Origin of the sequence: Nonomuraea dietziae (assembly GCF_014195505.1) — a bacterium.
In the GTDB taxonomy this organism is placed as follows: Bacteria; Actinomycetota; Actinomycetes; order Streptosporangiales; family Streptosporangiaceae; genus Nonomuraea; species Nonomuraea roseola.
In genome coordinates this window covers 7,419,908-7,445,565 of record NZ_JACIBV010000001.1, presented here as the reverse complement: position 1 = coordinate 7,445,565, position 25,658 = coordinate 7,419,908, and the positions used below count along the sequence as shown (strand labels likewise).

Below are 25,658 nucleotides of genomic sequence, written 5' to 3'. Positions count from 1 at the left end.
CTGATACGCTCAACCAAGCGAGCGCTTGGTTTATCAACGGGAGGCGTGGATGCGGATCAGCCTGGGATACGAGCTGGAGGTCCGCGGCAGGACCCGCGAGGTCGAACGGCAGGCGTTCCAGAACGTGATCGACCAGGTCGTCCTCGGCGACCGGCTGGGCTTCGACACCGCGTGGTTCGTCGAGCACCACTTCACCCGCGGCTTCTCCCACTCCTCGGCGCCCGACCTCGTCCTGGCCGCGATCTCCCAGCGCACCAGCCGCATTCACCTGGGTCTTGGCGTGGTGCTGCTGCCCTTCCAGTCCCCGATCCGGACGGCCGAGCGGGTGGCCACCCTCGACGTGCTGAGCGGCGGCAGGGTGGAGTTCGGCACCGGCCGCGGCGCCTCCCCCCTGGAGTACCAGGCCTTCCAGCGCCCGTTCGAGAAGTCCCGCCAGATCTGGGAGGACAGCCTGGAGGCGACGCTGGAGATCTGGCGCGCCGACGGCGAGCCGGTCAGCAGGTCGAACGAGTTCTTCGAGATCCCCGACGTGGCCGTCTACCCGCGTCCCACGCAGGTGCCGCACCCACCCGTCTGGGTCGCCTCGACCTCTCTCGAGGGCTACCTGGCCGCCGCCAGGCACGGCTACAACCTGCTCGGCATGACCATGCTCAAGGGCATCGACGACGTGGCCGAGGACATCGCCGGCTACAAGCAGTGCCTGGCCGACAACGGCTTCGACCCCGCCACCCGCCGCGTCGCGCTGATGATCCCCTGGTACGTCGGGCAGGCCAGGGACGAGGCCGCCGACGCGGTCCTCTGGTACATCCGCCGCCAGGTCAACCTGGTCACCCCGCCCGACTACTACGACGCCCGCCACGCCACCCACCGCGTGCTCGGCCAGCTCGCCGCGGGGATGCCGCCGGAGGAGGCCATGGCCACGCTGCGCGAGCACCTGATGGTCGTCGTGGACGACGTGGAGGGCTCGCGCAAGGCGGTGGCCCGTATCACCGAGGCGGGCGCGACGGACCTGATCCTGCAGTGCCAGGTGGGCGGGCTCGCCCACGACCTGGTCTGCGACTCCATGAACCTCTTCATGACCGAGGTGATGCAGTGACCCGATGGCTGACCCGCGACGATCTGACGACCAGGAGCGCCACCGGGCTGCTCAACCTCACGGGCGGCCTGCCCCTGCGTCCCGAGCTGACGGCCGAGGCGCTGCGGCAGGCGGGCGTCGGCGAGGGCGACAGGGTGGTGGTGGCGCTGGCCGAGCCGGTCGGCGGGCTGTGGGCGTCGGCGGCCGCGTCCGTGGCCGAGGCCGCCGCCTCGGTCGGGCCGCGCGGCAGGATGCGCCTGCACCACGCGCTCCAGGAGATGGGCGCCACGACGCTGGTCGCCACCCCCACGGGCGCCATGGACTTCCTGGCGAGGCTGCACCTGGAGTTCCTGCTGGACCCTCTCGACCTCGGCCTGCGGCACATCGTGTTGACCGGCGAGATCGCCTCGAGGAGAACCCTCGGCCACCTGGCCTCGGAGTTCGAGGCGCGGGTCAGCGAGGTCTACTCCAGCCCGTTCTCCGGCGGCGCGCTGGCGTGGAGGCCGGCCGAGAGCGAGCCGCTGACGCCGCTGGCCGAGGGCGTGCTCGGGCTGGCCTCCATCGGCAAGGACACCATGATCGACGAGGGGCGCGGCGAGCTGGTCATCCCGTACGGCGACGCCGTCCTGCGCACGGGGCAGGTCACGGTCGAAGGACGGCTCGCGCACACCGTCGGTGAGCACGTGCTGGTGCGCGGGGTGTGGCTGTCGCTGCCCAGGATGGAGAAGGCGCTGTCGAAGATCGACGGCGTGTCGGGATGGGAGCTGGCGATCAGCAGGCAGGGCACGCTCGACGCCGCCGCGCTCACCGTGACCTTCGCCAGGCAGAGCCTGGTCAAGAACCCTATGTGGAGATCGCGCATCCAGCAGGCGCTCGCCGCGCTCACGCCGATCTCGATCGCCGTGGAGATCTCCCCCGACGCCGCGGAGAGCTCCACCCCAGGCGTCGTCACCGACCATCGCGGCCACCACCTCGGCAGGGACCGCGCTCTCGTCTAGGAGCCCGTCATGCAGTGGGAAACGATCCCCCGGATGCTGCGGGAGCAGGCCGAGCGCCTTCCGCGCGCCGCCGTCACGCTCGACTTCGACCTGGCCTCCCTGCGGGAGCGGGCCCAGACGGTGGCGCGGGCGCTCATCGCGCAGGGCGTCCGTCCGGGCGACAGGGTCGCGATCTGGGGCCCCAACGACCTGTCCTGGGTGGTCAACGCCTTCGGGGTCTGGGACGCGGGCGCGGTGCTCGTGCCGATCTCCGCCCGCGCCAAGGAGCTCGAGGCCGCCGACCTGGCCGGCAGGACGGGCGCCCGCCTGCTGGTCAGCGAGCGGCGTCTGCCCTCCGTCCGGCCCTTCGAGGGCGTACGGCACGCGCTGGCGAGTGTCGAGGAGGCCGAGGAGAGGGCGCTGGCCGTACGGGGCGAGGACCTGTGCGAGATCATGTCGACCTCCGGCACGACGGGCACCCCCAAGGGCGTCATGCTGGACCATGCCCAGATCCTGCGGGGCTACGGGGACTGGGCGGAGATCGTCACCCTGCGCGAAGGCGACAGGTACCCGGTGATCGCGCCCTTCGCCCACGGCTTCGGGCTGAACGCGGGGCTGCTGGCCTGTGTGTTACGCGGCGCGACGATGATGCCCGTCGCCTCCTTCTCCCCCGACGGCCTCATTGACCTCATCGAGAACGGCAGGATCACCATCCTGGCGGGGGCCGCCCACCCTCTTCGTCCGCCTCCTCGACGAGCTCGACAGGCGTCCGCGCGACGTCTCCTCGCTCAGGGTGGCCATCTGCGGGGCGGCGGCGGTGCCCGCCTCTCTCGTCACCCGGCTGGTCGAACGGGTGGGGCTGGAGCGCATGGTCAACGCCTACGGCCTCATGGAGGGCACGGTCGTCTCGATGACCAGGGCGGAGGATCCGGTCGAGGTGATCGCGAGCTCGGCGGGACGTCCCGTCCCCGGCATCGAGGTCAAGATCGTCGACGCGGCGGGCAAGGAGGTGCCGAGGGGCGAGCGGGGCGAGATCCTCCAGCGCGGCTACGGCGTCATGCGCGGCTACTGGGGCGAACCCGCCATGACCGCCGAGGTGATCGACGGCGACGGCTGGCTGCACACCGGCGACATCGGCCTGCTCGACCTGGCCGGCAACCTGTCCGTCGTCGACAGGAAGAAGGAGCTGTTCATCGTCAACGGCTTCAACGTCTCGCCCGCGGAGGTCGAGTCGCTGCTGCTCAGGGAGGGGTCGCTGGCGCAGGCGGCGGTGATAGGGATGCCCGACGCGCGCTCGGGCGAGGCGGGCTGGGCCTTCGTGGTGCCGAGAGCGGGCGCCGAGGTCACCGAGGAGGGCCTGCGCGCGTGGGCGAAGGCGAACATGTCCGACTACAAGGTGCCGCTGCGCGTGCGCGTGGTCGAGGAGCTCCCCCTGAACGCCAACGGCAAGCTCGACAAGAACGCCCTGCGTGAGGCCGCGCGGGGCGGGTAGACAGACAGTGCGCCTTTCGTCAGGAGCCAGCCATGTTGCGCCTGCTGGCCGGAGAGGCCGCACGCAGGTTCGGGGCGCGCGCTGCGGTCGAGTCCGGCACCTCCCGCCTGTCGTTCACCGATCTCGACCACCTGTCCGATCGGGTGGCCGCGGGACTGGCCCATCGCGGCGTGCGCGTCGGCGACGTGGTCGCCCTCGTCCTGCCCGGCGGGCCCGAGTTCGTCGTCTGCTACCTCGCCGCGGCCAAGATCGGCGCCGTGACGGCGGGGATCGACGCGCGACACCAGGCCAGGCTCAGCCTGCTGACCAGGCTCGATCCCGCTCTCGTCGTCACCGCCCCTCGTCTGCTCCCCTCGCTGCCCGGCCGCGAGGTCGTTGCCCTGCCGGCGTCGCCGCGGATGACCACGGACGCGCCCGGCGTGCCCCCACCCGCCTCCTGGCTGGGCTCCCTCGCCAGGAACGAGCCCCCTCCTCCTCCGCTGCCTCCCGATCCCGGGCGGCCCGTCGTGATCACCCACACCTCCGGCAGGACGGGCCCGCCCAAGGCGGTGCTCTTCGGCGAAAGGCAGCTGGAGGCCATCAGGGCGCACGGGGCCGGCGTCAGGTGGGGCAGGGGCGACGCGCGGCTGCTGTCGCACCCGATGAGCCACATGGCCTTCGCCACGAGACTGCCGGTGATCCTGCAGACCGGCAGGACCACCTACCTGCTGCCGCGCTGGGACCCCGAGTCGGCGCTGCGGCTGGTGTGCGACAAGCGGCTGCGCGTCCTGCAGGGCACGCCCGAGCAGTTGGCCGCCCTGCTGGAGCCGCGAGCCGAGTGGCCCTCGGTCGAGCTGGTGCTCTCCAGCGGAGGGCCCGCCGCCCCCGGCCTGATCAGACGGCTCAGGGAGCGCTTCGGCGCGCCCGTCTGCAACCGCTACCTGTGCACGGAGGCGGGTCTCGGCCTCGGCACCCGTCCCGACGATCCGCCGGAGGCCGCCGAGCTCACCGTCGGCAGGCCGCGCGCGGGCGTGGACCTGTCCGTCCGCGACGAGGCCGGGCGCCCGCTGCTGGCGGGCCGGGAAGGGGAGGTGCTGCTCAGGTCTCACGCGGTCATGAGCGGGTACGTCGGAGACGGCGACGCACGAGTGTTCGCGAGAGACGGTTTCGTCAGGACGGGCGACACGGGTTTCCTCGACGACCTTGGCCGCCTGCACCTAGTGGGTACACAATCACGGACATAGCGTCGCCCCCGAGGAGGCAGCGTGTCATTGCGCGTGGCAGTCGTCGGATCGGGTCCCGCCGGTATCTACACGGCCGAGGCACTGGTGAAGCAGTCGGCAGGGCCCGTCGAGGTGGACGTGCTCGAACGGCTGCCCACACCGTACGGGCTGGTGCGATACGGGGTGGCGCCCGACCACACCTCGATCAAGTCGATCGCCAACTACCTCCAGCGGGTGCTGGAGCTGCCGCAGGTGCGCTTTCTCGGCGGCGTGACGCTCGGCTCGGAGGTGTCGGTCGACGACCTGCTGGCCTGTTACGACGCCGTCGTCTACTGCACGGGCGCGATGGTCGACAGGAGGATGGGCATCCCAGGCGAGGACCTGGTGGGCAGCGTCGCCGCGACGGACTTCGTGAACTGGTACTGCGGCCACCCCGACGTCTCGCCCGACAGGTTCACCCTCGACAGCCCCGAGGTCGCGGTGATCGGCGTCGGCAACGTGGCGGTCGACGTGGTGCGGGTGCTCGCCAAGACCGCCGAGGAGCTGAGCTCCACGGACGTGCCCGACAACGTGCTGGCCAGGCTGGCCGACAGCCAGGTCAAGGCGATCCACATGATCGGCAGGCGCGGTCCCGAGCACGCCAAGTTCACGCTGAAGGAGCTGCGCGAGCTCGGCGAGCTGGTCAACGCCGACGTGTGCGTGCGGCCCGACGAGGCGGTGGTGCTGGGCGGCGACTTCCCCCGGCAGGTCAAGGGCAACATCGAGGTGCTGAGGTCGTGGTCGGAGCGTGCGCCGGTCGGCCGTCCGCGCCGGCTGGACGTGCGGTTCTGGCTGCGCCCCGTGGAGATCCTCGGCACCACCCGCGTGGAGGGGCTGCGGCTGGAGCGCACCAGGCTGTCGCAGGACGGCAGGGTCGTGGGCACAGGTGAGTTCGAGACGCTGCCCGTGGGGATGGTGCTGCGCTCGGTCGGCTACCAGAGCGTGGCGCTGCCCGGCGTGCCGTTCTCCAGCGAGACGATGACCGTGCCGAACGTCGAGGGGAGGGTCCGCGACCGCGAGTACGTGGCGGGCTGGCTCAAGCGCGGGCCGACAGGCGTGATCGGCACCAACAAGTCCGACGCCGCCGAGACGGTCCGCACGCTGCTCGCCGACGACCCGCACGGCCGCGTGGCCTCGATCGACGAGCTGCTGTCCGCGCGCGGCGTCAGGCCCGTCACCTACGAGGACTGGAGGGCGATCGAGCAGGCGGAGGCCTCGCTCGCGCGCACGCTCGGCAGGGGCGAGAGGGTCAAGCTGGTCGGGCTCGAGGCGATGCTGGCCGCCTGCGGCCGCGTCACCCCGGCGCCGCCGTGACCGTGACCCGCACCCCTCGATAGCGTGTGACGATGCGCATCACCGTCGGTGGTTTTGAGGACGTCCACAGGATCCAGCAGGCCCGCTACCCCGTGCGGGAGCCGGGCTGGCAGCCCGTCCACACGGTCTACGTGCCGGCCGACAGGTTCTCCTCCTCGACGCCTTCGACGTGGGGCGGTCAGGCCCTCGACCTGATGAAGACGCACCTGCCCGACGCCGAGGCCCTGGCGGAGGTGTTCGGCGTCCCTTCCGGCCTGGCGGCCGGCGTGCACACGCGGGTCGCCGCGAAGCTGGCCGCCGAGCCCGTCGAGGACCTGAGGGTCGACTTCGAGGACGGGTACGGCGTGCGGCCCGGCGCAGAGGACGGCGACGCGGTGGCGGCGGCCTCAGCGCTCGCCGACCTGCACGCCGAGGGGAGGCTGCCCCGCCGGTGGGGGCTGCGGGTCAAGTCTTTCGCCGACGGCGACCCCGCCCGTTCGGTCCGCACGCTCGAGCTCTTCCTCGCCGAGCTCGTCGCCAGGGCGGGCTCGCTGCCGCCCGGTTTCACGGTCACCTTCCCCAAGGTGCTCATGGAGGAGTATCTGGGGCAGTTCGCGCAGGTCCTGGCCGAGCTCGACAGCGCGCTCGGCCTGCCGGCCCCGCTGCGGTTCGAGATCCAGGTCGAGGCGCCGCAGACCGTGCTGTTCCTGCGCTCCGACCTGGCCGAGTCGCTGGGCGGACGGCTCGCCGCCGCCCACTTCGGCGTCTTCGACTACACCGCCGCGATCGGCCTGCCCCCGCACGAGCAGCGGCTCGACCACCCGGCCTGCGACCACGCCCGCCATGTCATGCAGACCGCCTTCGCGGGAACGGGAGTGGAGCTGTCCGACGGCTCGCTGGCCGCCTCACCCGCCTCGCCGTCCACGCAGGACGTCCACGCGCTGTGGCGCAGGCACGCGGAGCTGGTGAGGCACTCGCTCTCGCACGGCTTCTACCAGGGATGGGACATGCACCCCTCGCACCTGGTCTCCCGCTTCGCCACCGTCTACGCCTTCCACCTGGAGCGCTACGACTCCTATGCGGCCAGGGTGCGGGCGTGGGAGGACAGCCGCGAGGCCGGCGGCGGCGTGATGGACGAGCCCGCGACGATCAGGACCCTCGTCGCCGCGCTCCGCCGCGCCGACTCCGCGCTCGGCTGACCCGCGTCAGAGGTCGCGGTCGATCAGGGCGCGCCACTGCGAGACCAGGCGGGCCTCGATGGGAGAGGTCCACGAGTCGCGCACCGCGCTGCCGACGTGGAAGGCGCGCACGCCGTAGTCGAGCAGGGTCGGGATGTGGCGCAGCTGCAGGCCGCCGCCGGCGAGGATCAGCCCCGCGTCGCCGGCCTCGGCGCGGGCCTTGAGCACGGGCAGGCCGTCGGTGACGCCGTTGGGCGAGCCCGAGGTCAGGACGGTGGCCAGGTTGGGCAGCAGCCGCACCGCCCGCCAGGAGGCCTGGGTGTCGGCGGCGTGGTCGACGGCCCTGTGGAAGGTCCACGGCAGCGGCGAGACCGCGTGGATGAGCGCCTCGGTGGCGGCCAGGTCCACGGCCCCCTTGGCGTCGAGGAAGCCGAACACGAACCCTGCCGCCCCCGCGTCGGCCAGCTCCTTCACCAGCGAGCTCAGCTTGTCCAGTGAGCCGGCGCTGAAGTTCGCCTCCGTGCGCAGCATCACCATCTGAGGAAGCGGGCACTCCCTGGCGATCGCGGCGACCGTCTCCGTGGCGGGGCTGAGTCCGTCGGCCGCCATGTCGGCGACGACCTCCAGGCGGTCGGCGCCGCCCTGTTCTGCGGCCACGGCGTCGCGCAGGTCGAGCGCGATCACCTCGAGCAAGGATCCGGTCATGAACCAGAGGTTATCGCCTATTTCACCCTCCTCCCGGCAGAGAGGAGGGTAGGGGTTATTTCTGACAAACCCTGTCAGGCATTGACAAGATCCATTGTTCGGAAGAGTCCGTCCGCCGTGCTGGTGCGCACCATCGCCGGACGCTGGAACAGCGCGCCCGACGCACGGTGCGGCAGGTCGACGGTGCGGAGGTGACGGAATCCGCGGCGCCGGTAGTAGTGCTGCAGGCGCGCGTTGTCCTTGGAGCAGTCGAGCCTGAGCCAGTCGAGCCCGCAGGCCGCGACGCTCGCGCCGGCCCAGTCCAGCAGCGCGTCACCGAGCCCCGCGCCCGAGGCGGCACGGGAGACGGCGAGCTTGTGGACGTACAGGGCCGAGCCCGGCTCGTCGGCGGGGGTCCAGAACTCCGCGTCGGCGTGGCCGTCGAGCGCGATGGTCGCGACGGTCGCGCCGAAGTCACCTTCCAGCACGTAGAGGACCTGCTCCTCGATCAGCGGCTCGATGCGCTCGGGGCCGAAGCCGCCGCGCGGCCACTGCCGCACGCCCTGCCGGTGCAGCCACTCGGAGGTGTCGGCGAGGAGGGAGAGGACCCCTGAGAGGTCGGCGGGTACGGCACGCCGGAGGGTCAGCGGGTGAAGCAGGGTGTTGGAGTGCATGGTTCTACCCTTCGTTCCGATGGGTGACGGAGTGAACACGGAGCGTGTCCATTCGGTGGCGCACGGCTTTCGTGGCGATATTTCGGGGAAGAATGCAATTTGGGGGAGTATGCACGAGTCCCTAGTGCCCAGCGCGGCAGAACGATCCGCGCCCCATGGCAGGGATCACCCCCAAGCGAGCCGCTCCTAGCGGAGAGCGAGCTCGTAACGGATCAAGTGCTTGTCGGCGGGAAGCACCGACACCGCCACGCGCACGGGCGTGTCGCCGCTGTCGTAGCCGACCCTGATGTACACCACGACCGGTGTCCCGAGCTCCAGCTGGAGGCGCTCGGCCTCGGACTGGTTCGGCATCCGCGCCATGATGTCGTCGACCACGCGCACCTGCCCGTGGCCGAGCTCTTCGAGCACCCTGTTCGCCCCTCGGGCGATGTCCCCCGGCCGTTCGATCTCCGAGCCGCGGACGAGGTCTCTCGGGAAGTAGGAGTCGTTGGTGTTGTAGGGCTGTCCGTCGACGAATCTCAGCCGCCGCCTCACGACGGCCAGGTCGGCGTCGCCGAGCTCCAGCCGGCTGGCGATCTCCTCGACCGGGCTGACGATCTGCACCTCGATCAGCTGGCTGGGCTCGCGCCCCTCCTGGGAGACGGCGTAGGCGAAGGCCTCGCGCACTTCACCTGTCGGCTGCGGGGCCAGTTCCCGCTGGGGGTACATCAGCAGGGGCCTGCGGTCGCGCACGATCGTGCCGCGCCGGGGAGCACGGGTGACGAGGCCCTCGTTCACCAGCTCACCCAGGGCAAGTCTGACGGTATTGCGACTTACGCCGTACTTGTCCTGCAAAGTGGCTTCTGTGGGCAATTGCGCCCCTGGGCCGAGGTCGCCGGAGTAGATGGCCCTTCGCAGATCCGAAGCCACCTGCTGATACAGCGACGACCGTGCCACTTTCACCCCTTTTGTTCCAACAATTTAGACGATCTGGTTCTGGCTAGCTACAACCCCTTGACCGCACGGCCTTGACAGCCCCATCATCCATTCGTTGGTACAAATCCATCGAAAGGTCGGGCGAGGGGGTGACTGCCGGTGTCGCCGGTCCGCGCGGGCACGCCGTATGCGACGCAAGCGAGCTTGCGAAGCTACCTGCCCTGGCACGATCCCCGCGAGGCAACACGTTTACTGCGTTACGCGTTGCACCGCCAGGGGTTCACCCACACCTACCAGAGCAATGGGAATGGCATGTCCGTGCTTTCCGTACTGACCGAGGTGACCGTGTGGTGCAAAGACGGATCATTCATCTGGAATGAGGATGGATCTCCCGTCACCCACCCGATCGACGATCCGGTAGGCGCGGCGCACCGCATCGCCGAGCGTTATCGGCATCCAACTGCAGACGGTCACACCCTCACCGACTCCGTGCGCGAGCACTCGGCTTAGGACCCCATCCCTCGCCGGGGTCCTGGGGCGACGCGCACGGTACGGAGGCGCGTCCTGGCGGGTCCCCCACGCCCGCCAGGGCGCGCTCTCCCCTTCGAGTCAGGTGGCGTGGCCGCCGGCGTCCTCGGGGCGCCACTCGATCGACGGCCGCTCGGTGAAGACGGCGACCACCCGCTCCCCCTGGCGGGGCTCCCGCTCCCCTCGCCAGGTCCCGTACATCACGCACCCCCGCGCCTCCGCGGGCCGCACCCTCACCACGGTGAACGGCTCGGGCGCGCGCCAGCGGCTGACGATCCAGCTCTCCACCACTCCCATCGGCGCCAGCGGCGCCCATGACCAGCCCTCGGTACGGCAGGCGGCGCAGAACGCCCGCGCGGGGAAGCGCGTCAGCCCGCACGCGTCGCACCGCTGCACGGCGAGCACCCCCGTGGCCGCCAGTTCCCACCACTCGGCCGAGTCCCTGTCCACGGCTCACCCCCTCCGCAGGATCAGCGCCGACGTGGCGGGCAGGATGTGACCGGGCTGGGCGGTGGACAGCGCCACCTCCGCCCCGGCGACCTGCCGCTCGCCCGCGTCGCCGCGCAGCTGTGAGACCGCCTCCGCGACGTGGTTGAGCCCGTGGACGTATCCCTCCGACAGGAACCCCCCGTGCGTGTTGACCGGCGGGCCCTCCCCCGAGGCCGCGAAGGGGCCACCCTCCCCCTTGGCGCAGAAGCCGTAGTCCTCCAGCTGAACGATCACCGAGTAGGTGAAGCAGTCGTACAGCTCGGCGACGTCGATGTCCGTGGGGCCCACGCCCGCCATGCCGTACAGGCGCGGGGCGAGCGCGGCGGCCGCGGTGACGGTGGGCTCGCCCGGTGCCAGGAAGGAGTCGCCGCCGCCCCATGCCGCTCCCGAGACGAGGACGGGAGGGCGGCGCAGGTCTCGCGCGCGCTCGGCGGTGGTCACCACGACCGCGCACGCGCCGTCGGTCTCGAGACAGCAGTCGAGCAGGCGCAGCGGCTCGGCGATCGGACGGCTGGCGAGGTAGTCGTCCATGGTGATCGGCTCGCGCATCAGCGCGCGGGGATTGCTCGCCGCGTAGGCGCGCTGCCTGATCGCCACCCGCCCGAAGTCCTCCGCCTTCGTGCCATATTTCAGCATGTGTGTGCGGGCGTACATCGCGAACTGCTGCACCGGCGCGCCGTAGCCGTACGGGGCGAGGTACTGCGTCTCCGGGCTCGGGTTCGGCGCGGTGCCCATGCGGAACTCCGAGCGCGCGTTGATCGCCCGGTAGCACACGACCACGTCCGCGATCCCCGCCGCCACCGCCAGCGCCGCCTGCCCGACGATCGCGTGCGAGACGCTGCCTCCGCCGAACTGGTCCAGGTGCCAGGTGGGCGCGTCGATCCCGAGCGCGGGGCCGACCAGCGAGGGCGCCGCCGAGTCGCCGACCCTGTGGGTGGCGATGCCGTCCACGTCGTCGGGGGTGAGGCCGGCGTCGTCGAGAGCGCTCATGACCGCCCTGCAGGCGAGGGTGAGCGTGCTGACGCCCGAGTCCTTGGAGAAGGGTGTGTAGCCGATGCCCACGAGGGCGGTGGCGTCCCGGAATTCAAGCAAGCGCTTGGCCACAATTCCGACGCTATGCGGGCCGCCGCACGACTGTCAACGCGCCTTCTCGAGAAGACACCTACCGTGCCAAGCAAGCGCTTGGTAATCTACAGTGGTGGACAGGAGGCGCCCATGAGCACACACGCTGCCCGGCTGATCGCGGTGGACAGCTGTGACGGCAGGCTGCCTGTCATGCCGCACCACACCGTCAACGGAGCCGCGATGCAGGGGAACGGCCATCTGGACGGGCGGCGTTTCAGGTCGGTGCTGAGCAGGTTCGCCACCGGCGTGGTGGCCATCACGGCTCTCGACCCCGACACGGGCGAGCCCGCGGGCCTCGCCGCCAACTCCTTCACCTCGGTCTCCCTCGACCCGCCACTGGTCGCCTTCTGCGTGGCCCACACCAGCACCAGCTGGCCGAGGCTTCGAGCGGCCAAGACGGTGACGGTCAACGTGCTGGCCGAGCACCAGCAGCCGGTGTGCGCGCAGTTGGCGGCCAAGGGCGGCGACAAGTTCGCGGGGCTGTCGTGGTCCCGCTCCCCCGGCGGCAACCCGCTGCTGGAGGGCGCGCTGGCCTGGCTCGAGTGCTCGATCGAGGCCGAGCACCCGGCCGGCGACCACGTGATCGTCGTCGCCAGGGTCCACCAGCTCGACGCGAACGCCGACGGCAGCCCGCTGGTGTTCTACCGCGGCGGTTACGGGCGCTTCATCCCATGACGCTCAGGCAGGAGGCGAGGGCCTGGCTGGAGTCGGCGCTGGCCGGTGAGTTCGCGCACGCCAGGGGGCTCGGCGGCCCCGGCCGCGAGCACGAGGGGCACGCCGTACGGCACGCGTGGGAGCGCCATCTCGGCAGGGCGGGCTGGACCTGCCTCGGCTGGCCCGAGGAGTACGGCGGTCGCGCCGCCTCCCTTGAGGAGCAGATCGCCTTCCACGAGGAGTACGCCAGGGCCGACGCCCCTGCTCGCGTCGGCCACATCGGCGAGGGGCTGATCGGTCCGACCATCCTGGAATTCGGCACCCGGGCGCAGAAGGACCGCTTCCTTCCGCCGATCCAGCGCGGCGACGAGCTGTGGTGCCAGGGCTACTCCGAGCCGGAGGCCGGCTCGGACCTGGCAGGCGTCCAGACCAGGGCGGTGCTCGAAGAAGGCGAGTGGGTGGTCACGGGACAGAAGGTGTGGACGTCGCTGGCCCATGTGGCCGACTGGTGCTTCGTGCTGTGCCGTACCGAGCCGGGCTCGAGGCGTCACCAGGGCCTGTCGTACCTGCTGGTCCCGATGCGCCAGGCGGGCGTCGAGGTGCGTCCGATCAGGCAGCTCACCGGCACCTCTGAGTTCAACGAGGTCTTCTTCGACGGCGCGAGGACCGCCGCGGGTAACGTCCTCGGCGCGCCGGGCGAGGGCTGGCGGGTGGCGATGGCCACGCTCGGCTACGAGCGGGGCGCCTCCACCCTCGGCCAGCAGCTCGGCTTCCAGCGCGAGCTCACGAAGGTGATCGAGACCGCGAGAAGGACCGGCGCCCTCGACGACCCGCTGGTCAGGGACGGCCTGGCCCGCTCCTGGCTGGAGCTGCGGATCATGCGGCTCAACGCGCTGCGGCCCGACACCGAGCCGACGATCGCCAAGCTCTACTGGTCGCGATGGCACCAGCGCCTCGGCGAGCTGGCCCAGGAGGTGCTCGGCAAGGAGGGCCTGGTCGGCGAGCTCAACGACCTGCAACGGCTCTACCTGTTCAGCCGCGCCGACACCATCTACGCGGGCTCGAGCGAGATCCAGCTCAACATCATCGCCGAGCGCGCTCTCGGACTGCCGAAAGAGCCGAGGACGGAGCCCCGATGACCCCGCAGCCCCCCTACCCTCGCTCGCACGGCCTGCTCGACGGCCGCGTCACGCTCGTGACGGCCGCGGCGGGCACCGGCATCGGCTACGCGACCGCCAGACGCTGCGCGGAGGAGGGCGCGACGATCGTCGTCTCCGACCGGCACGAACGCCGTCTGGCGCAGGCGGCGGAGGCGCTGGCCGAGCTGACGGGGGTCAAGCCGCTGGCCGTACCGTGCGACGTCACCTCCGAGGCGCAGGTGCGTGCGCTGTTCGACGCGGTGCTCGAAACCCACGGACGCCTCGACGTGCTGGTCAACAACGCGGGCCTCGGCGGCACCGCCGAGCTGAGCGAGATGACCGACGAGCAGTGGCACGCCGTGCTCGACGTGACGCTGACGGGCACGATGCGCTGCACCCGTGCGGCGCTTCGGCACATGGCGCCGCAGCGCTCCGGCGTGATCGTCAACAACGCCTCGGTGGCCGGCTGGCGGGCCCAGCGCGGCCAGTCGCACTACGCGGCGGCCAAGGCAGGGGTCATGGCGCTGACGAGGTGCGCCGCGCTGGAGGCGGCCGAGCACGGGATCAGGATCAACGCGGTCGCGCCCTCGCTGGCCACGCACCCGTTCCTCACCAAGGTCACCACCGAGGAGGTGCTGGACGACCTGACGGCCAGGGAGGCGTTCGGCAGGGCGGCGGAGCCGTGGGAGGTGGCCAACGTGATCGTCTTCCTGGCCTGCGACTACTCGGGCTACATGACGGGAGAGGTCGTCTCCGTTTCGAGCCAGCGCGCCTGATATCTTGCTTAACAGGGTATAGTGGAGTCATGAATATGACGGAGCCCATGTTCTTGGCTCTGACCGCCCTGGTGGACGAGCCACGCCACGGCTACGGCATCGTCCAGGAGGTCGAACGGCTGTCGGAGGGCAAGGTGCAGCTCAAGATCGGCACTCTCTACGGCGTCCTCGACCGCCTGGCCGCCGAAGGCCTCGTCGAACTCGACCGCGAGGAGGTGCAGTCGGGCCGGCTGCGCCGCTACTACCGCCTCACCGACTCGGGCGAACACGCCCTGCAGTCGGAGGTGTCCAGGCTGGCGGGAACCCTGCAGACCGCCACCGAACGACTGAGCGCCCGCAGGGGCGCCGTCGCCGTCCGCCCCTCGATCGCCGGAGGCGCCGCATGAGCCTGCTCGAACAGCGCTACCGCTTCGTCCTGCGCATGCTGCCCGCCTCCTACAGGGCAGAGCGCGAGGAGGAGATGGTCGACGCCTTCCTCGACGCCGCCGGAGACGTCCGCGACGAGGACAACCTCAGGCCCGGTCTGCCGGAGGTCGCCTCCGTCGCCGGGCTGGCGGTCAGGACCAGGATCGGCGGCCTCGGCGCCCCGCCCCGCGCCAGGGCGACGGGCGACGCCGTCAGACTGTTCGCGCTGCTAGGGCTCGGTTACCTCGCCGCGCTGGCGTGGGACAATGTGGCCGCGGAGCTCGTCCTCTTCGGCCTGGTCCGCGCAGCGCCCGACGAGTACCTCGTCACCGGCGAGCAGTGGGCATGGGCTCTCCTGTGGATCGCGCAGGGCCTGGTGTGGGCGGCGGCGTTCGCCATGCTCGCGCTCGCCAGGGTGCGGCCCGCCAAGGTGCTCGCGGTGACGGGCCTTGCCGCCTCGGTGCTCATGTACGCCGTCCTCGGCGTGATGACGCCCGAGATCCTCGGCTGGGGCCTCCTCGGGTTCCTGTTCGCCACCGCCCTGCCCGTCGTGGCCCTGCTGTCCGCCTACCACGCGGACGCGCCGCCGGTGCGACCCTCCGCCCCGCTGACCGCGGCTCCCCTGGGGGTGGCCGCGCTCTACCAGGCGCTCGCCCTGACCGTCGGGCCGCGCGTCGCGGGCTCACCCGTCGAGAGTGTGGGATGGCTGGCCCCGTGGCTGGACCCGCAGGGCGTGACCATCGCCGCGCTCCTGGTGGCGGGGACGGTGTGCCTGACCAGGCACGCCAACCCCTCCCTCCTGTTGGCCCTGGCCATCGCCGCGGTGCCGATGATCGTGCTGAGGGCTCCCTTCGACTACCTCGGCGCCCAAGGAGACGGAGTCCAGGCGATGGCCCTCACCATGCTCGCCCAGGCCGCCGTGCTCGCCGTCCTGGCCGTGGCGCTCACCGTCGCGGCCATGCGCGCCCTCCCGCGCGTCGAGGGCGTCCCCGGGGTCGGTCAGGGACGTTCCGCCTAGTCAGAGCGGGGACGCGCGGCCTACTGTGCGAGGTATGGCGTCACAGAGCCGCGCGTCCCACCTGCTCGATGTCCTGTTGACCGAGTTCGGCCCCTCGATCGAGCGCGACCCGCTCTCCTTCCAGCGCAAGTTCAGGAAGATGGCGGGCTCGGCCTTCGCCTTCTACCGGGGCAGCGCCGCCGTCTTCTACGCCGACCTGACCGGCGACCACGCCGACGACTCCTTCCTCGACGGGCCGACCAGCAGGGTGTGGATCCACGGCGACCTGCACGCGGAGAACTTCGGCACCTACATGAACGCCTCGGGCGTCCTGGTCTTCAACGTCAACGACTTCGACGAGGCCTACGTCGGCCCCTACACCTGGGACCTCAAGCGCTTCGCCGCCAGCGTGGCGCTGATCGGCTACGGCAAGGCGCTCTCGGACGAGGCGATCACCCGCCTCGTGACCGACTTCGGCGACGCCTACCTGACCGAGCTGACGGGCATCGCGAAGGGCGGCGACGACGCGATCGGCTCGCTGACGCTGGCCACCACCTCGGGCGTGCTGCACAGGGTGCTGCAGACGGCCAGGCTCAACACCCGCGTGGCCATGCTCGACGTCGAGACCGTGATCGACGACTACGACCGGCGGTTCGCGTTCATGGACGGACGCGAACCGGTCTCGGCCCGGACGCGCGCCGCGGTGCTCGACGCCTTCGAGGACTACCTCGGCACGCTGCCGGGGCAGGCCGATCCCATGAGGCACCTCATCAAGGACGTGGCGCTGCGCAAGGGCGTGGGCATCGGCTCGGCGGGGCTGCCCTCCTACAACCTGCTCCTGGAGGGACGCTCGCAGGCGCTGGAGAACGACGTCATCCTCTACATGAAGCAGGCCCAGGTGCCCGCCGTGGCCAGGCACATCGACGACGCCAGGGTGGCGGCCTACTTCAGGCACCAGGGCCACAGGACGGCCGAGTCGCAGCGGGCCCTGCAGGCCTACGCCGATCCGTGGCTCGGCTACACGGCCCTCGAAGGGGTGGGGCAGTTGGTGGCGGAGGTCTCGCCGTACTCCGCCGACCTGGACTGGGAGGACGTCAAGGAGCCAGGCGAGCTGCGCTCGATCATGCTGGACCTCGGAAGGGCGGTGGCCCGCATGCACTCGGTCGCCGACGACGAGTCCAGCCACGACCTGGTCGACTTCTCGACCGAGGAGGCGATCGTGGCGGTCGTCGACGGTGACAGGCGGGGCTTCGTCGGGATGCTGGTGGACTTCGCCCACCGGTACGGCGCGCAGGCCCGCCAGGATCACCAGACCTTCGTCGACCTGTTCAGGAACGGCCGCATCCCCGGGCTCTGACAGACGCCCGACTCTGGCGACCGACCGGTCGGTATGGCATGCTCCCAGAGCATGACTCTGTTCTCCGTGGAAGGCAAGACGGTCGTCGTCACCGGCGGCTCCAGGGGCATCGGGCGAATGATCGCGGCCGGGTTCGTCGCCGCGGGCGCCACGGTCTACATCTCCGCCCGCAAGACGGCCGAGGTCGACAAGGCCGCCGCCGAACTCGGCTGCACCGCCGTGCCCGCCGACCTGTCGACGCCCGAGGGCGTCGGCGCGCTGGCCGAGGCGGTCGAGGGGCCCGTGCACGTGCTGGTCAACAACGCGGGCGCGACCTGGGGCGCGCCGCTGGAGGAGTACCCAGGGCACGCCTTCGACAAGCTGTGGGGCATCAACGTGAAGGGCGTGTTCCACCTGACGCAGCGCCTGCTCCCCCGCCTGCGCGCCGCGGCCACCCCTGACGATCCCGCCAGAGTGATCAACATCGGCTCCGTGGACGGCATCAGGGTGCCCGCGCTGGAGAGCTACGCCTACTCGGCGACCAAAGCCGGGGTGCACATGCTGACGAGGCACCTGGCCAGGCAGCTCGCGCCCGAGCACATCACGGTCAACGCGATCGCGCCAGGGCCGTTCGAGTCGAAGATGATGGCCTTCGCGCTGGACGACCCCGCCACCCGCGAGCTGGTCGCGGGTGGCGTGCCGCTCGGCAGGATCGGCCGCCCCGATGACATGGCCGGGGCGGCGATCTTCCTGTCCTCGCGGGCGGGCGCCTACCTGACGGGCACGGTGATCCCGGTCGACGGCGGGATCACCGCCTGAACGGCTCTCACAGGCTGGCGAACCAGTCGAGGGGGAAGGGCGGCTGGGCGAGCGGGGCGACCGCCAGGCGCATCAGGGTGAGCGGGTTGTCGTCACCGGCGATGCGGTTGGCGTCCAGCTCGCCGCAGAAGGTGCAGCGATGGATGAGCTGCCATTCGCCGCCCTGCCGTACGTGGATGGCGATGGGGGCCATCCCCGCGGAGCAGTCGGCGGCGCGGTCACCCGGCGTGCGGTCGACATGGCGCGACCACAGGCAGGTCGGGCAGTGGTTGCGGTGGCGGGTGCCTGGAGCGTCCATGGAGACGTCGAGGCGGCAGTTGACACAGCGAAACGAGCTCTGACGAGGCAACGGAGTAACACCTTCGGGCGATGACGGACGGGACGACGCGTGCCGTCACCACGCCAGGCGGACTCAGCCCCGCCGGATGCTCCGGCGGGGGTGCGGCTCCGCTCGAGGGCGCGTGACGGCGACCTCGTGGCGCGCGTTCATCAACATTCCCCCTTCGAAGGCTCGCCCGCAGTCAACCAACCGGAGCCCGCCCGTCGCAACGGGTTTTCTCAGAGGAGCTCGCCCAGTGCCCTGGTCAGGTTGCCCACCGCGGCTTCGCTGTGGCTCAGGAACAGGTAGGGCTCGGTCAGCTCCAGCTCGATCAGCACGGGCCTGCCGTCGGGGAGCCTGACCAGGTCCACCCTGGCGTAGAGCAGGTCGCCCGACACCTCGGCGAGCACCTTCTCGGCCAGTTCGAGCTGGTCGGGAGCGGGCGTGCGCAGTTCGGCGCGGGCCAGGTCGGCCTGCGTCTGCCCGGGAGCGAGCATGGGATTGCGCCGTACGGCGTGGCTGAGGACGCGGTTGAAGTAGAGCAGCGAGGTCTCGCCCTCGGCCTCCACCATGTCGAGGTACGGCTGGATCATCGGCGTGCGACCCTCGGCCTCGAGCTTGGCGGCATGCGCCTTCGCGGCGGCCCTGTCGCTCGTCCTGATCGTCGCCTTGGCGCCGGCGGAGATCGCGGGCTTGACGACGTACTCGTCCCACTGCGGAAAGTCGCCCGAGGACCAGTGGGTCGGCACGATCGGCACGCCCATGTCACGCAGGTAGGTCTTGTCGGTGTTGGCCTCGATCACCGCCGCCGGGTTGAGCAGCTTCGTCACACTGCCGGCCCGGTGGGCCCAGGCGACGAACTCCGCCCGCCTCTCGACGTAGTCCCACACCGAGCGGACCACGGCGGCGTCGAACGCGCTCCAGTCGGCCTCGGGGTCGTCCCACCTGACCGCCCTGCCCTCGATGCCCGCCTCCCGCCAGGAGGCGAGGACGAGCTCCCGCTCGTCGTCGTTGCCATCAGGGTCATCAAAGGTTACATATGCACAGATAGTCACTCAACGGATGGTACGGGGCCGGACAAACGGCGCGAGCCGGGCCTGGGACGACCCGGCTCGCACGCTCATCGGGATCGGTCAGTCGTCGATCGCGACCCTGACACCGACCCAGCTCCGGTTGGTGCCGGTGACGGCGTTGCCGTTGATGTTGTTGACGTTGGTCGAACGGCTCGTGCCCACGTTGCCGGCGAACACGTTGCCGAAGTTGTTGCCGGACTGCGACGCCTCGCTGTTGCGGCTCGCGTTGCGCGTGTCGGTGTCGGCACTCGCGGGAGCGCTCATGAGGGTGGCGCCGGCGGCGGCGACGATGATTCCGGTGACGCAGAGCTTCTTGAGCATCTCGACTTCCTTCCAGATCACGGGTTGTGGAACGTTCCCGCACGGTGGAGCCGGCGGGCGGGGAAGGTATGGGGAAGGCGTGGCGGCTTAGTAGAAGATGTAGGTCACCGAGATGCTGCTGTCGGAAGCAGTCGTCGCGATGCCGTTGATGTTGTTGACGTTGGTGGAACCGCTGGCGCCGCGGTTGACGGCGGCCACGTTCCCGAAGTTGTTGCCGGACTGCGAGGAGCCGATGTTGCGGCTCCAGTTGCTGGTCCAGTCGTCGGCGTGTGCCGGGGTCGCCACCAGGGTGAGGCCCGTGGCCGCTGCCAGTACGGCACCGGTCGCGCACAGCTTCTTGATCACTTCAGCTCCTTCGCCAGTGTGGCGTCGCGGGCAGAGGCGCGCGTGGGGCCCCTGGCGCGCGACTGCCCTTTTGACTCCGCTTGACCCGGTGGGGTCAAAGCCAAAGCGAGCTTATAACCGAGGGTAGAGAAAGGGTAGCACTGAGTAATCAGAAGATTATTCTGCGCCTGACCCTCCTGACGCTCCGTACACAGGCTCGGGGGCCGGAGCCTCGGCCACGAGTCTTGACACCGCTTCTCCCACCTCGGCGGCGTCCCAGCGGGCGCCGCGGTCGACGCCGGGACCGTGGGCCCAGCCCGTGGCGAGGGAGATCCTGCCGCCCTCCACCTCGAAGACCCTTCCCGTCACGTGCCCGGACTCCGTCGAGCCGAGCCAGGCGACCAGCGGGGCCACGTTGGCGGGGTCCATGGGGTCGAAGCCGGTATCAGGTCTGGCCATCTCGCCTGCGAACACCTCCTCGGTCATCCGGGTCCTGGCGGCGGGGGCGATCGCGTTGACCGTCACGCCGTAGCGCGCCAGCTCCGCGGCGGCGACCTGGGTGAGCGTGGCGATGCCGCCCTTGGCCGCCGAGTAGTTGCCCTGGCCCACGCTGCCGAGCAGGCCCGCGCCCGAGGAGGTGTTGACCACTCTCGCCTCGACCCGCTCCCCCGCCTTCGAGCGCTCGCGCCAGTGGGCGGCGGCGTGGCGTAACGGCAGGAAGTGGCCCTTCAGGTGGACCCTGATGACCTCGTCCCACTCGTGCTCGGTCATCGAGACGAGCATCCTGTCGCGCAGGAAGCCGGCGTTGTTGACCAGGACGTCGAGCCTGCCGTAGGCGCTGACGGCCATCTTCACCAGCCTCGCGGCGCCGTCCCAGTCGGCCACGTCGTCACAGTTGGCCACCGCGTACCCGCCGAGCGCCTGGATCTCCTCGACCACGGCGAGCGCGGGCGCGCCCGAGCGCCCTCCGCCGTCGCGGCCCGTGCCGAGGTCGTTGACGACCACCTTGGCGCCCTGCCTGGCGAACTCCAGCGCGTGCTCTCTTCCGATGCCGCGGCCCGCGCCCGTCACGATCACGACCCGGCCTTCGCAGATCCTTGTCACACGGCCTCCTGCGCCTTGGTTATCGGGAGATTCCATCAGATGCGACCCACTTCCAGGCAGGGGTCTCGCCGCCTCCGTGCACGAGGATCTGCGCGCCCGTCACGTAACCGGAGCCCGCCAGCCACAGGCAGACCTCACCCACGTCGGACGGCCCGGCCATCCGCCCTGCGGGAATGGTCGCGCTCATCAGCTCCGACCTGCCCCCGTAGTGCTCGGCCGCGTTCTCCGTCTCGGCCAGGCCGACGACGACCGTGTTCACCCTGACGTCGGGGGCCCACTCGGCGGCCAGGCAGGCGGCCAGGTGGTGCAGGCCCGCCTTGGCCGCGCCGTACGCGGAGGTGCCGGGAGAGGGGCGGGTGCCGCTGGTGCTGCCGATCATGATCACCGTGCCCTGGGTGGCGGCCAGGAGCGGGTGGGCGCGCTGGGCGACCAGCAGGGGGGCGATGAGGTTGAGCTCGATGACGCGGGCGTGCAGGCGGGGCGAGGTCCCCGCGACCATCGCGTACGGCGCGCCGCCCGCGTTGTTGACCACCACGTCGAGGCGGTCCAGGCCCGCGAAGAGCCGTTCGAGGTCCTCGGGATCGCGTACGTCCGCCCGCACGAACCGGGCCACGCCGGTGCGGCCGTCCGACGCGGGAGCCGGGGCCCGCGGATACGGTGGGGCGGTGACGGGCGCGTCGGGCGGGGTACGGGCGCAGACGATCACGGTGGCCCCCGCGGACAGGAAGGCGCGGGCGATCCCCCTGCCGAGCCCCTTGGTCCCACCCGTCACCAGGACGACCTTGCCGGTGTAGTCGAAGGCGATCACGGATGCTACGGTACCAAGCAAGCGTTAGGTATCGACAGGAGCGCCATGGCCATCACGACGCACTCCGGGCCGATCGCCGAGGTGGTCGTCGACGTCCCCCCGGTCAACGCCCTGCGCGTGCGCGACTGGAACGACCTGGCCCGTGCCGTACAGACGGCGGGGCAGGACCCCGCGACCAGAGTCGTGGTGCTGCGGGCGGAGGGGCGCGGGTTCAACGCGGGCGTCGACATCAAGGAGATGCAGGCGACGCGGGGCCACACCGCGCTGGTCGAGGCGAACAGGGGCTGCTACAGGGCCTTCGCCGCCGTCTACGACTGCGAGGTGCCGGTGGTGGCCGCGGTGCACGGCTTCTGCCTGGGCGGCGGGGTCGGCCTGGCGGGCAACGCCGACATCGTGCTGGCCAGCGAGGACGCCTACTTCGGGCTGCCCGAGGTGGACAGGGGCGCGCTGGGCGCGGCGACGCATCTTTCCAGGCTGGTGCCGCAGCACCTCATGCGCGCCATGGTCTACACGTGCAGGAACGTCACCGCCCATGAACTGCACGCCTTCGGCTCGGTGCTCGAGGTGACGCCGCGCGACAGACTTCGCGAGGCGGCTCTGGCCGTCGCGCGGGTCATCGCCGAGAAGGACCCCTACGTGATCCGCCGGGCCAAGGAGTCGCTCAACGGCATCGACCCCGTGGACGTCAAGCGCAGCTACCGATTCGAGCAGGGCCTCACCTTCGAGCTCAACCTCGTGGGCGCGGGCGACGAGCACAGGGAGAGGTTCCTGGGGTGAGCAAGGTCATGACGGCCGCCGAGGTGGCGGCGCGGATCGAGAGCGGGATGACCGTCGGCGTCGGCGGCTGGGGCTCGCGCCGCAAGCCGATGGCCCTGGTCAGAGCGCTGCTCGACACCCCCGTGACCGACCTGACGATCATCTCGTACGGCGGCGCCGACGTCGGCATGCTGTGCGCGGCGGGCAGGGTCCGCAGGGTCGTCGCCCCCTTCGTCACCCTCGACACCATCCCGCTGGAGCCCCACTTCAGAGCCGCACGGCAGCAGGGCTCGATCGAGTTCGTGGAGTACGACGAGGGCATGTTCATGTTCGGCCTGCTCGCCGCGGCGCACCGGCTGCCGTTCCTGCCGACGAGGGCAGGGCTCGGCTCCGACGTCATGCGGGTCAACCGGGGGCTGAGAACGGTGCGCTCGCCATACACGGAGGAGGACCTGGTGGCGGTGCCCGCGCTGACCATGGACGTGGCGCTGGTGCACCTCAACAGGGCGGACCGGCGGGGCAACGCGCAGTACCTCGGCCCCGACCCCTACTTCGACGATCTGTACGCCAAGGCCGCCACGAGCTGTTACGTCTCCTGCGAGCGGGTCGTGGACAGCGCGGACCTGCTGAAGGAGGGGCCCGTCCAGTCGCTGCTCATCAGCAGGGCGTTCGTCACGGGGGTGGTCGAGGCGCCAGGAGGGGCCGGGTTCACCTCGTGCGAGCCCGACTACGGCAGGGACGAGGCCGAGCAGCGGCGCTACGCGACGACCCCATGGCTGGAGTACCACGATGAGCAGGGCTGATGTGTGCGTCGTCGCCTGCGCGGAGGCGTTCAGGGGCGACGGGGAGATCCTCGCGGCGGGGATCGGCGGGCCGATCACGACGCTGGGGGCGCGGCTGGCCAGGATGACGTTCGAGCCCGACCTGCTGACCACCGACGGGGTCTGCCACCTGACGGGCGACGATCCCCAGGTGACGGAGGGCTGGCTGCCCTTCCGCGACCATCTGTGGCTGGTGCTGACCGGCAGGCGGCACGTGTTCATGGGCGCCTCGCAGATCGACAGGTCCGGCAACACCAACATCTCCTGCATCGGCGCGTGGGAGCGCCCGAAGGCGCAGCTCCTCGGCGTGCGGGGGGCGCCGGGCAACACGGTGTGCTGTCCCACGAGCTACTGGATCCCCCGCCACTCCCCCCGCGTCTTCGTCGAGAGGGTGGACATGGTCTCGGGCGTGGGAGGGCCGCTGCTGCGCAGGGTGGTGACGAACCTGGCGGTACTCGACCTGCGCACGCCCGACGGCTCGATGCGGCTGGTCTCGGTCCATCCGGGGGTGAGCGTCGAGGAGGTGGTCGACGCGACGGGCTTCGAGCTGGTGATCCCGCCCGACGTGCCCACCAGCCGCGGCCCCACCGAGGAGGAGCTGCGCGTCCTGGAGGCGCTCGACCCGGGCAACCTGCGCGAGGCGATGTGAGGACCGCGCTCACCGACCTCGTCGGCTGCCGCCATCCGATCGTCCAGACCGGCATGGGCTACGTCGCGGGCGCCCGCCTGGCCGCGGCCACCTCCCGCGCGGGAGGGCTCGGCGTCATCGCCGCCGCGACCATGTCGCTCGAGCAGATGACGACGGCGATCCGCGAGGTGAAGCACCGCACCGACCAGCCCTTCGGCGTCAACCTGCGCTCCGACGCCGCCGACGCGGCCGACCGGGTCGAGGTGCTGATCCGCGAGGGCGTCCGCGTGGCCTCCTTCGCCCTGGCCCCGCGAAGGGAGCTCATCGCGCGGCTGAAGGAGGCGGGCGTGGTCACCATCCCGTCCGTCGGCGCGCGCCGCCACGCGGAGAAGGTCGCCGCGTGGGGCGTGGACGCGGTGATCGTGCAGGGCGGCGAGGGCGGCGGGCACACCGGGCCGATCCCCACCACGCTGCTGCTGCCCCAGGTCGTCGACTCCGTCGACATCCCCGTCATCGCGGCGGGCGGCTTCTTCGACGGCCGCGGCCTGGTGGCGGCCATGGCGTACGGCGCGGCGGGCATCGCCATGGGCACCCGCTTCCTGCTCACCCAGGACTCCCCCGTCCCCGACGCGGTCAAGCGGCTCTACCTCGACTCCACCGAAACCCTCGTGACCCGCAAGGTGGACGGCGTGCCGCACCGGGTGCTCGCCACGCCGTTCGTCGCCTCGCTCGAACGCACCAGGCTGCTGCGCGCAGTGGTCAACGGAGCCCGCTTCAAACGGCTGTCCGGGCTGACCTGGGCGCAGCTGATCGGTGAGGGCCGCAGGATGCGGCGGGGCAGGGAGCTGACCTGGGCCCAGGTGCTGCAGGCCGCCAACACCCCCGTGCTGCTCAGGGCCGCCATGGTCGAGGGCCGCACCGATCTCGGCGTCATGGCCTCGGGTCAGGTGGTCGGCGTGCTCGACGACCTGCCCTCGTGCGAGGAGCTGATCACCAGGATCATGGCCGAGGCGGAGGCGACGCTGGGGCGCATCACACGACCGTGAGGCCGCGCGCCCCGAGGATGGCGTTGGCCTGCGCCTGGTTGATGACCGCGCCTGCCAGGGCGCGCACCTTGGCGTCGTCGGGCTCGCCGAGGTCGGCGCCGCGCAGGTCGGCCTTGGCGAACACCGCCCTCAGTACCTTGGTGCCGGTCAGGCGGCAGTCGCTGAAGACCGCCTCGGTGAAGTCGCAGCCCGACAGGTCGGCGTCGTCGAACCTGATGCCTTCGAGCAGCTGACCGCGCAGCGTGCAGCCGCCGAGGTTGGCCATGATCAGGTTGGAACGGGAGAGGCGGAAGCCCGTGCCCCTCGATCCGGTGAGCGAGGCGCCGATCATCCGGCAGCCGGTGAACGAGGCGTCGGTCATCAGCGCGCCGCCGAAGTGCGCCGAGGACAGGTCGACGTCGGTGAAGGCGGCGTCGAGCAGGTCGGCGTCGGTGAACCTGGTGCGCAGCCCGCCGCCGCCCGTGAACACCGCGCCGTCGAGGTCGGCCTTACGGAAGTCGGTCTGCTCCAGCACGCACGACTCGAACCTGGCCCCCGCGAGCGACGCTCCCCACAGGTCGGTCTCGGTGAGGTCGCACTCGCGGAAGACGTGTGGCTCGTCGCCCTTCAGCCGCTCGGTCAGTGATGTGCCGGAGAGGTCCTCGCCGTCGAAGTTCACGAC

Annotated in this window: 30 protein-coding genes and 1 pseudogene; 19 read left to right on the top strand and 12 right to left on the bottom strand. The window is 71.1% G+C overall.

The window, feature by feature from the left end; translation table 11 throughout:
• Nucleotides 1-49: 49 nt before the first annotated feature.
• The 7 genes and pseudogenes from FHR33_RS35510 (at nt 50) to FHR33_RS35485 (ending at nt 7,277) form a co-directional block, all read left to right on the top strand.
• Nucleotides 50-1,096 (top strand): LLM class flavin-dependent oxidoreductase, encoded by a 1,047-nt coding sequence (locus FHR33_RS35510; RefSeq protein WP_183657301.1) that lies wholly within the window; start codon nt 50-52, stop codon nt 1,094-1,096.
• On the top strand, nt 1,093-2,073 hold the full coding sequence (locus tag FHR33_RS35505) for a phenylacetate--CoA ligase family protein (RefSeq protein WP_183657298.1): 981 nt from the start codon (nt 1,093-1,095) through the stop codon (nt 2,071-2,073). Before FHR33_RS35510 ends, FHR33_RS35505 begins: the two co-directional genes overlap by 4 nt.
• Before the next feature lie 9 nt (nt 2,074-2,082).
• Nucleotides 2,083-2,718: pseudogene (locus FHR33_RS50865) on the top strand (AMP-binding protein); the annotation flags it as partial.
• Nucleotides 2,719-2,734: 16 nt separating this feature from the next.
• Complete coding sequence (locus FHR33_RS50860) at nt 2,735-3,544, top strand: AMP-binding protein (RefSeq protein ID WP_246452285.1); 810 nt, start codon at nt 2,735-2,737, stop codon at nt 3,542-3,544.
• A gap of 32 nt (nt 3,545-3,576) precedes the next feature.
• On the top strand, nt 3,577-4,767 hold the full coding sequence (locus FHR33_RS35495) for a class I adenylate-forming enzyme family protein (RefSeq protein WP_183657295.1): 1,191 nt from the start codon (nt 3,577-3,579) through the stop codon (nt 4,765-4,767).
• Between the two features lie 21 nt (nt 4,768-4,788).
• Nucleotides 4,789-6,099, top strand: a complete 1,311-nt coding sequence (locus FHR33_RS35490; protein WP_183657292.1) for an FAD-dependent oxidoreductase — start codon at nt 4,789-4,791, stop codon at nt 6,097-6,099.
• A 32-nt stretch (nt 6,100-6,131) separates the two neighbouring features.
• Nucleotides 6,132-7,277: a DUF6986 family protein gene (locus FHR33_RS35485; RefSeq protein WP_183657288.1), complete on the top strand. Its 1,146-nt coding sequence runs from the start codon at nt 6,132-6,134 to the stop codon at nt 7,275-7,277.
• Between the two features lie 6 nt (nt 7,278-7,283).
• Here the strand turns inward: FHR33_RS35485 and FHR33_RS35480 are convergent, their stop codons facing one another.
• The 3 genes from FHR33_RS35480 to FHR33_RS35470 form a co-directional block, all read right to left on the bottom strand.
• The gene (locus FHR33_RS35480) at nt 7,284-7,961 is read right to left on the bottom strand and encodes a copper homeostasis protein CutC (protein WP_183657285.1); all 678 of its coding nucleotides are present in this window, start codon (nt 7,959-7,961) and stop codon (nt 7,284-7,286) included.
• 74 nt (nt 7,962-8,035) lie between these two features.
• Complete coding sequence (locus tag FHR33_RS35475) at nt 8,036-8,614, bottom strand: GNAT family N-acetyltransferase (RefSeq protein ID WP_183657282.1); 579 nt, start codon at nt 8,612-8,614, stop codon at nt 8,036-8,038.
• A gap of 186 nt (nt 8,615-8,800) precedes the next feature.
• Nucleotides 8,801-9,523, bottom strand: coding sequence for a GntR family transcriptional regulator (locus tag FHR33_RS35470; RefSeq protein WP_312895861.1), 723 nt, complete (start codon nt 9,521-9,523; stop codon nt 8,801-8,803).
• A gap of 165 nt (nt 9,524-9,688) precedes the next feature.
• On the opposite strand from FHR33_RS35470, the gene FHR33_RS35465 reads away from it, so the two are divergent.
• The gene (locus FHR33_RS35465) at nt 9,689-10,039 is read left to right on the top strand and encodes a hypothetical protein (RefSeq protein WP_183657278.1); all 351 of its coding nucleotides are present in this window, start codon (nt 9,689-9,691) and stop codon (nt 10,037-10,039) included.
• Between the two features lie 99 nt (nt 10,040-10,138).
• Here the strand turns inward: FHR33_RS35465 and FHR33_RS35460 are convergent, their stop codons facing one another.
• Nucleotides 10,139-10,507 carry a Zn-ribbon domain-containing OB-fold protein gene (locus FHR33_RS35460; RefSeq protein WP_183657276.1) on the bottom strand — a complete coding sequence of 123 codons (369 nt, stop codon included), beginning with the start codon at nt 10,505-10,507 and terminating at the stop codon, nt 10,139-10,141.
• Nucleotides 10,508-10,510: 3 nt separating this feature from the next.
• Complete coding sequence (locus FHR33_RS35455) at nt 10,511-11,650, bottom strand: thiolase C-terminal domain-containing protein (RefSeq protein WP_312895860.1); 1,140 nt, start codon at nt 11,648-11,650, stop codon at nt 10,511-10,513.
• A gap of 171 nt (nt 11,651-11,821) precedes the next feature.
• On the opposite strand from FHR33_RS35455, the gene FHR33_RS35450 reads away from it, so the two are divergent.
• Genes FHR33_RS35450 through FHR33_RS35420 form a run of 7 tightly spaced genes read left to right on the top strand, consistent with a single transcriptional unit; the run spans nt 11,822 to nt 17,797 of the window.
• A complete protein-coding gene (locus FHR33_RS35450) occupies nt 11,822-12,346 on the top strand; it encodes a flavin reductase family protein (protein WP_221242297.1) in 525 nt (174 codons plus the stop codon).
• Nucleotides 12,343-13,464, top strand: coding sequence for an acyl-CoA dehydrogenase family protein (locus tag FHR33_RS35445; RefSeq protein ID WP_183657274.1), 1,122 nt, complete (start codon nt 12,343-12,345; stop codon nt 13,462-13,464). Before FHR33_RS35450 ends, FHR33_RS35445 begins: the two co-directional genes overlap by 4 nt.
• On the top strand, nt 13,461-14,240 hold the full coding sequence (locus FHR33_RS35440) for an SDR family oxidoreductase (RefSeq protein WP_183657272.1): 780 nt from the start codon (nt 13,461-13,463) through the stop codon (nt 14,238-14,240). The genes FHR33_RS35445 and FHR33_RS35440 overlap by 4 nt, the downstream gene beginning before the upstream one ends.
• Nucleotides 14,241-14,269: 29 nt before the next feature.
• Nucleotides 14,270-14,626 (top strand): PadR family transcriptional regulator, encoded by a 357-nt coding sequence (locus FHR33_RS35435; protein WP_246452284.1) that lies wholly within the window; start codon nt 14,270-14,272, stop codon nt 14,624-14,626.
• The gene (locus tag FHR33_RS35430) at nt 14,623-15,663 is read left to right on the top strand and encodes a hypothetical protein (RefSeq protein ID WP_183657270.1); all 1,041 of its coding nucleotides are present in this window, start codon (nt 14,623-14,625) and stop codon (nt 15,661-15,663) included. The genes FHR33_RS35435 and FHR33_RS35430 overlap by 4 nt, the downstream gene beginning before the upstream one ends.
• A gap of 34 nt (nt 15,664-15,697) precedes the next feature.
• The gene (locus FHR33_RS35425) at nt 15,698-16,999 is read left to right on the top strand and encodes a DUF2252 domain-containing protein (RefSeq protein WP_183657268.1); all 1,302 of its coding nucleotides are present in this window, start codon (nt 15,698-15,700) and stop codon (nt 16,997-16,999) included.
• A 51-nt stretch (nt 17,000-17,050) separates the two neighbouring features.
• Nucleotides 17,051-17,797, top strand: coding sequence for an SDR family oxidoreductase (locus FHR33_RS35420; protein WP_183657265.1), 747 nt, complete (start codon nt 17,051-17,053; stop codon nt 17,795-17,797).
• Nucleotides 17,798-17,804: 7 nt separating this feature from the next.
• Here FHR33_RS35420 and FHR33_RS35415 read toward each other — a convergent pair whose 3' ends face one another.
• From FHR33_RS35415 to FHR33_RS35390, 6 genes are all read right to left on the bottom strand, one after another.
• Nucleotides 17,805-18,146 (bottom strand): RNHCP domain-containing protein, encoded by a 342-nt coding sequence (locus FHR33_RS35415; RefSeq protein ID WP_246452283.1) that lies wholly within the window; start codon nt 18,144-18,146, stop codon nt 17,805-17,807.
• Nucleotides 18,147-18,355: 209 nt separating this feature from the next.
• Nucleotides 18,356-19,171: an ATP-grasp domain-containing protein gene (locus FHR33_RS35410; RefSeq protein WP_183657262.1), complete on the bottom strand. Its 816-nt coding sequence runs from the start codon at nt 19,169-19,171 to the stop codon at nt 18,356-18,358.
• 78 nt (nt 19,172-19,249) lie between these two features.
• Nucleotides 19,250-19,510, bottom strand: a complete 261-nt coding sequence (locus tag FHR33_RS35405; RefSeq protein ID WP_183657259.1) for a hypothetical protein — start codon at nt 19,508-19,510, stop codon at nt 19,250-19,252.
• An 87-nt stretch (nt 19,511-19,597) separates the two neighbouring features.
• Entirely contained in the window at nt 19,598-19,855 is a 258-nt protein-coding gene (locus tag FHR33_RS35400) for a hypothetical protein (RefSeq protein WP_183657256.1), read from the bottom strand.
• Between the two features lie 156 nt (nt 19,856-20,011).
• A complete protein-coding gene (locus tag FHR33_RS35395; protein WP_183657254.1) occupies nt 20,012-20,938 on the bottom strand; it encodes an SDR family oxidoreductase in 927 nt (308 codons plus the stop codon).
• Between the two features lie 19 nt (nt 20,939-20,957).
• Nucleotides 20,958-21,746 (bottom strand): SDR family oxidoreductase, encoded by a 789-nt coding sequence (locus FHR33_RS35390; RefSeq protein ID WP_183657251.1) that lies wholly within the window; start codon nt 21,744-21,746, stop codon nt 20,958-20,960.
• A gap of 45 nt (nt 21,747-21,791) precedes the next feature.
• Between FHR33_RS35390 and FHR33_RS35385 the strand changes: the two genes are divergently transcribed.
• Genes FHR33_RS35385 through FHR33_RS35370 form a run of 4 tightly spaced genes read left to right on the top strand, consistent with a single transcriptional unit; the run spans nt 21,792 to nt 24,997 of the window.
• Nucleotides 21,792-22,523, top strand: a complete 732-nt coding sequence (locus tag FHR33_RS35385; protein WP_183657248.1) for an enoyl-CoA hydratase family protein — start codon at nt 21,792-21,794, stop codon at nt 22,521-22,523.
• 8 nt (nt 22,524-22,531) lie between these two features.
• Nucleotides 22,532-23,305 (top strand): CoA transferase subunit A, encoded by a 774-nt coding sequence (locus FHR33_RS35380; RefSeq protein WP_183660482.1) that lies wholly within the window; start codon nt 22,532-22,534, stop codon nt 23,303-23,305.
• Nucleotides 23,292-23,972, top strand: coding sequence for a CoA-transferase subunit beta (locus FHR33_RS35375; protein ID WP_183657245.1), 681 nt, complete (start codon nt 23,292-23,294; stop codon nt 23,970-23,972). The genes FHR33_RS35380 and FHR33_RS35375 overlap by 14 nt, the downstream gene beginning before the upstream one ends.
• A complete protein-coding gene (locus FHR33_RS35370; protein ID WP_183657242.1) occupies nt 23,969-24,997 on the top strand; it encodes an NAD(P)H-dependent flavin oxidoreductase in 1,029 nt (342 codons plus the stop codon). The genes FHR33_RS35375 and FHR33_RS35370 overlap by 4 nt, the downstream gene beginning before the upstream one ends.
• Here FHR33_RS35370 and FHR33_RS35365 read toward each other — a convergent pair.
• On the bottom strand, nt 24,984-25,655 hold the full coding sequence (locus tag FHR33_RS35365; RefSeq protein WP_183657238.1) for a pentapeptide repeat-containing protein: 672 nt from the start codon (nt 25,653-25,655) through the stop codon (nt 24,984-24,986). The two genes, FHR33_RS35370 and FHR33_RS35365, sit on opposite strands and share 14 nt — an antisense overlap.
• Between the last annotated feature and the right edge of the window lie 3 nt (nt 25,656-25,658).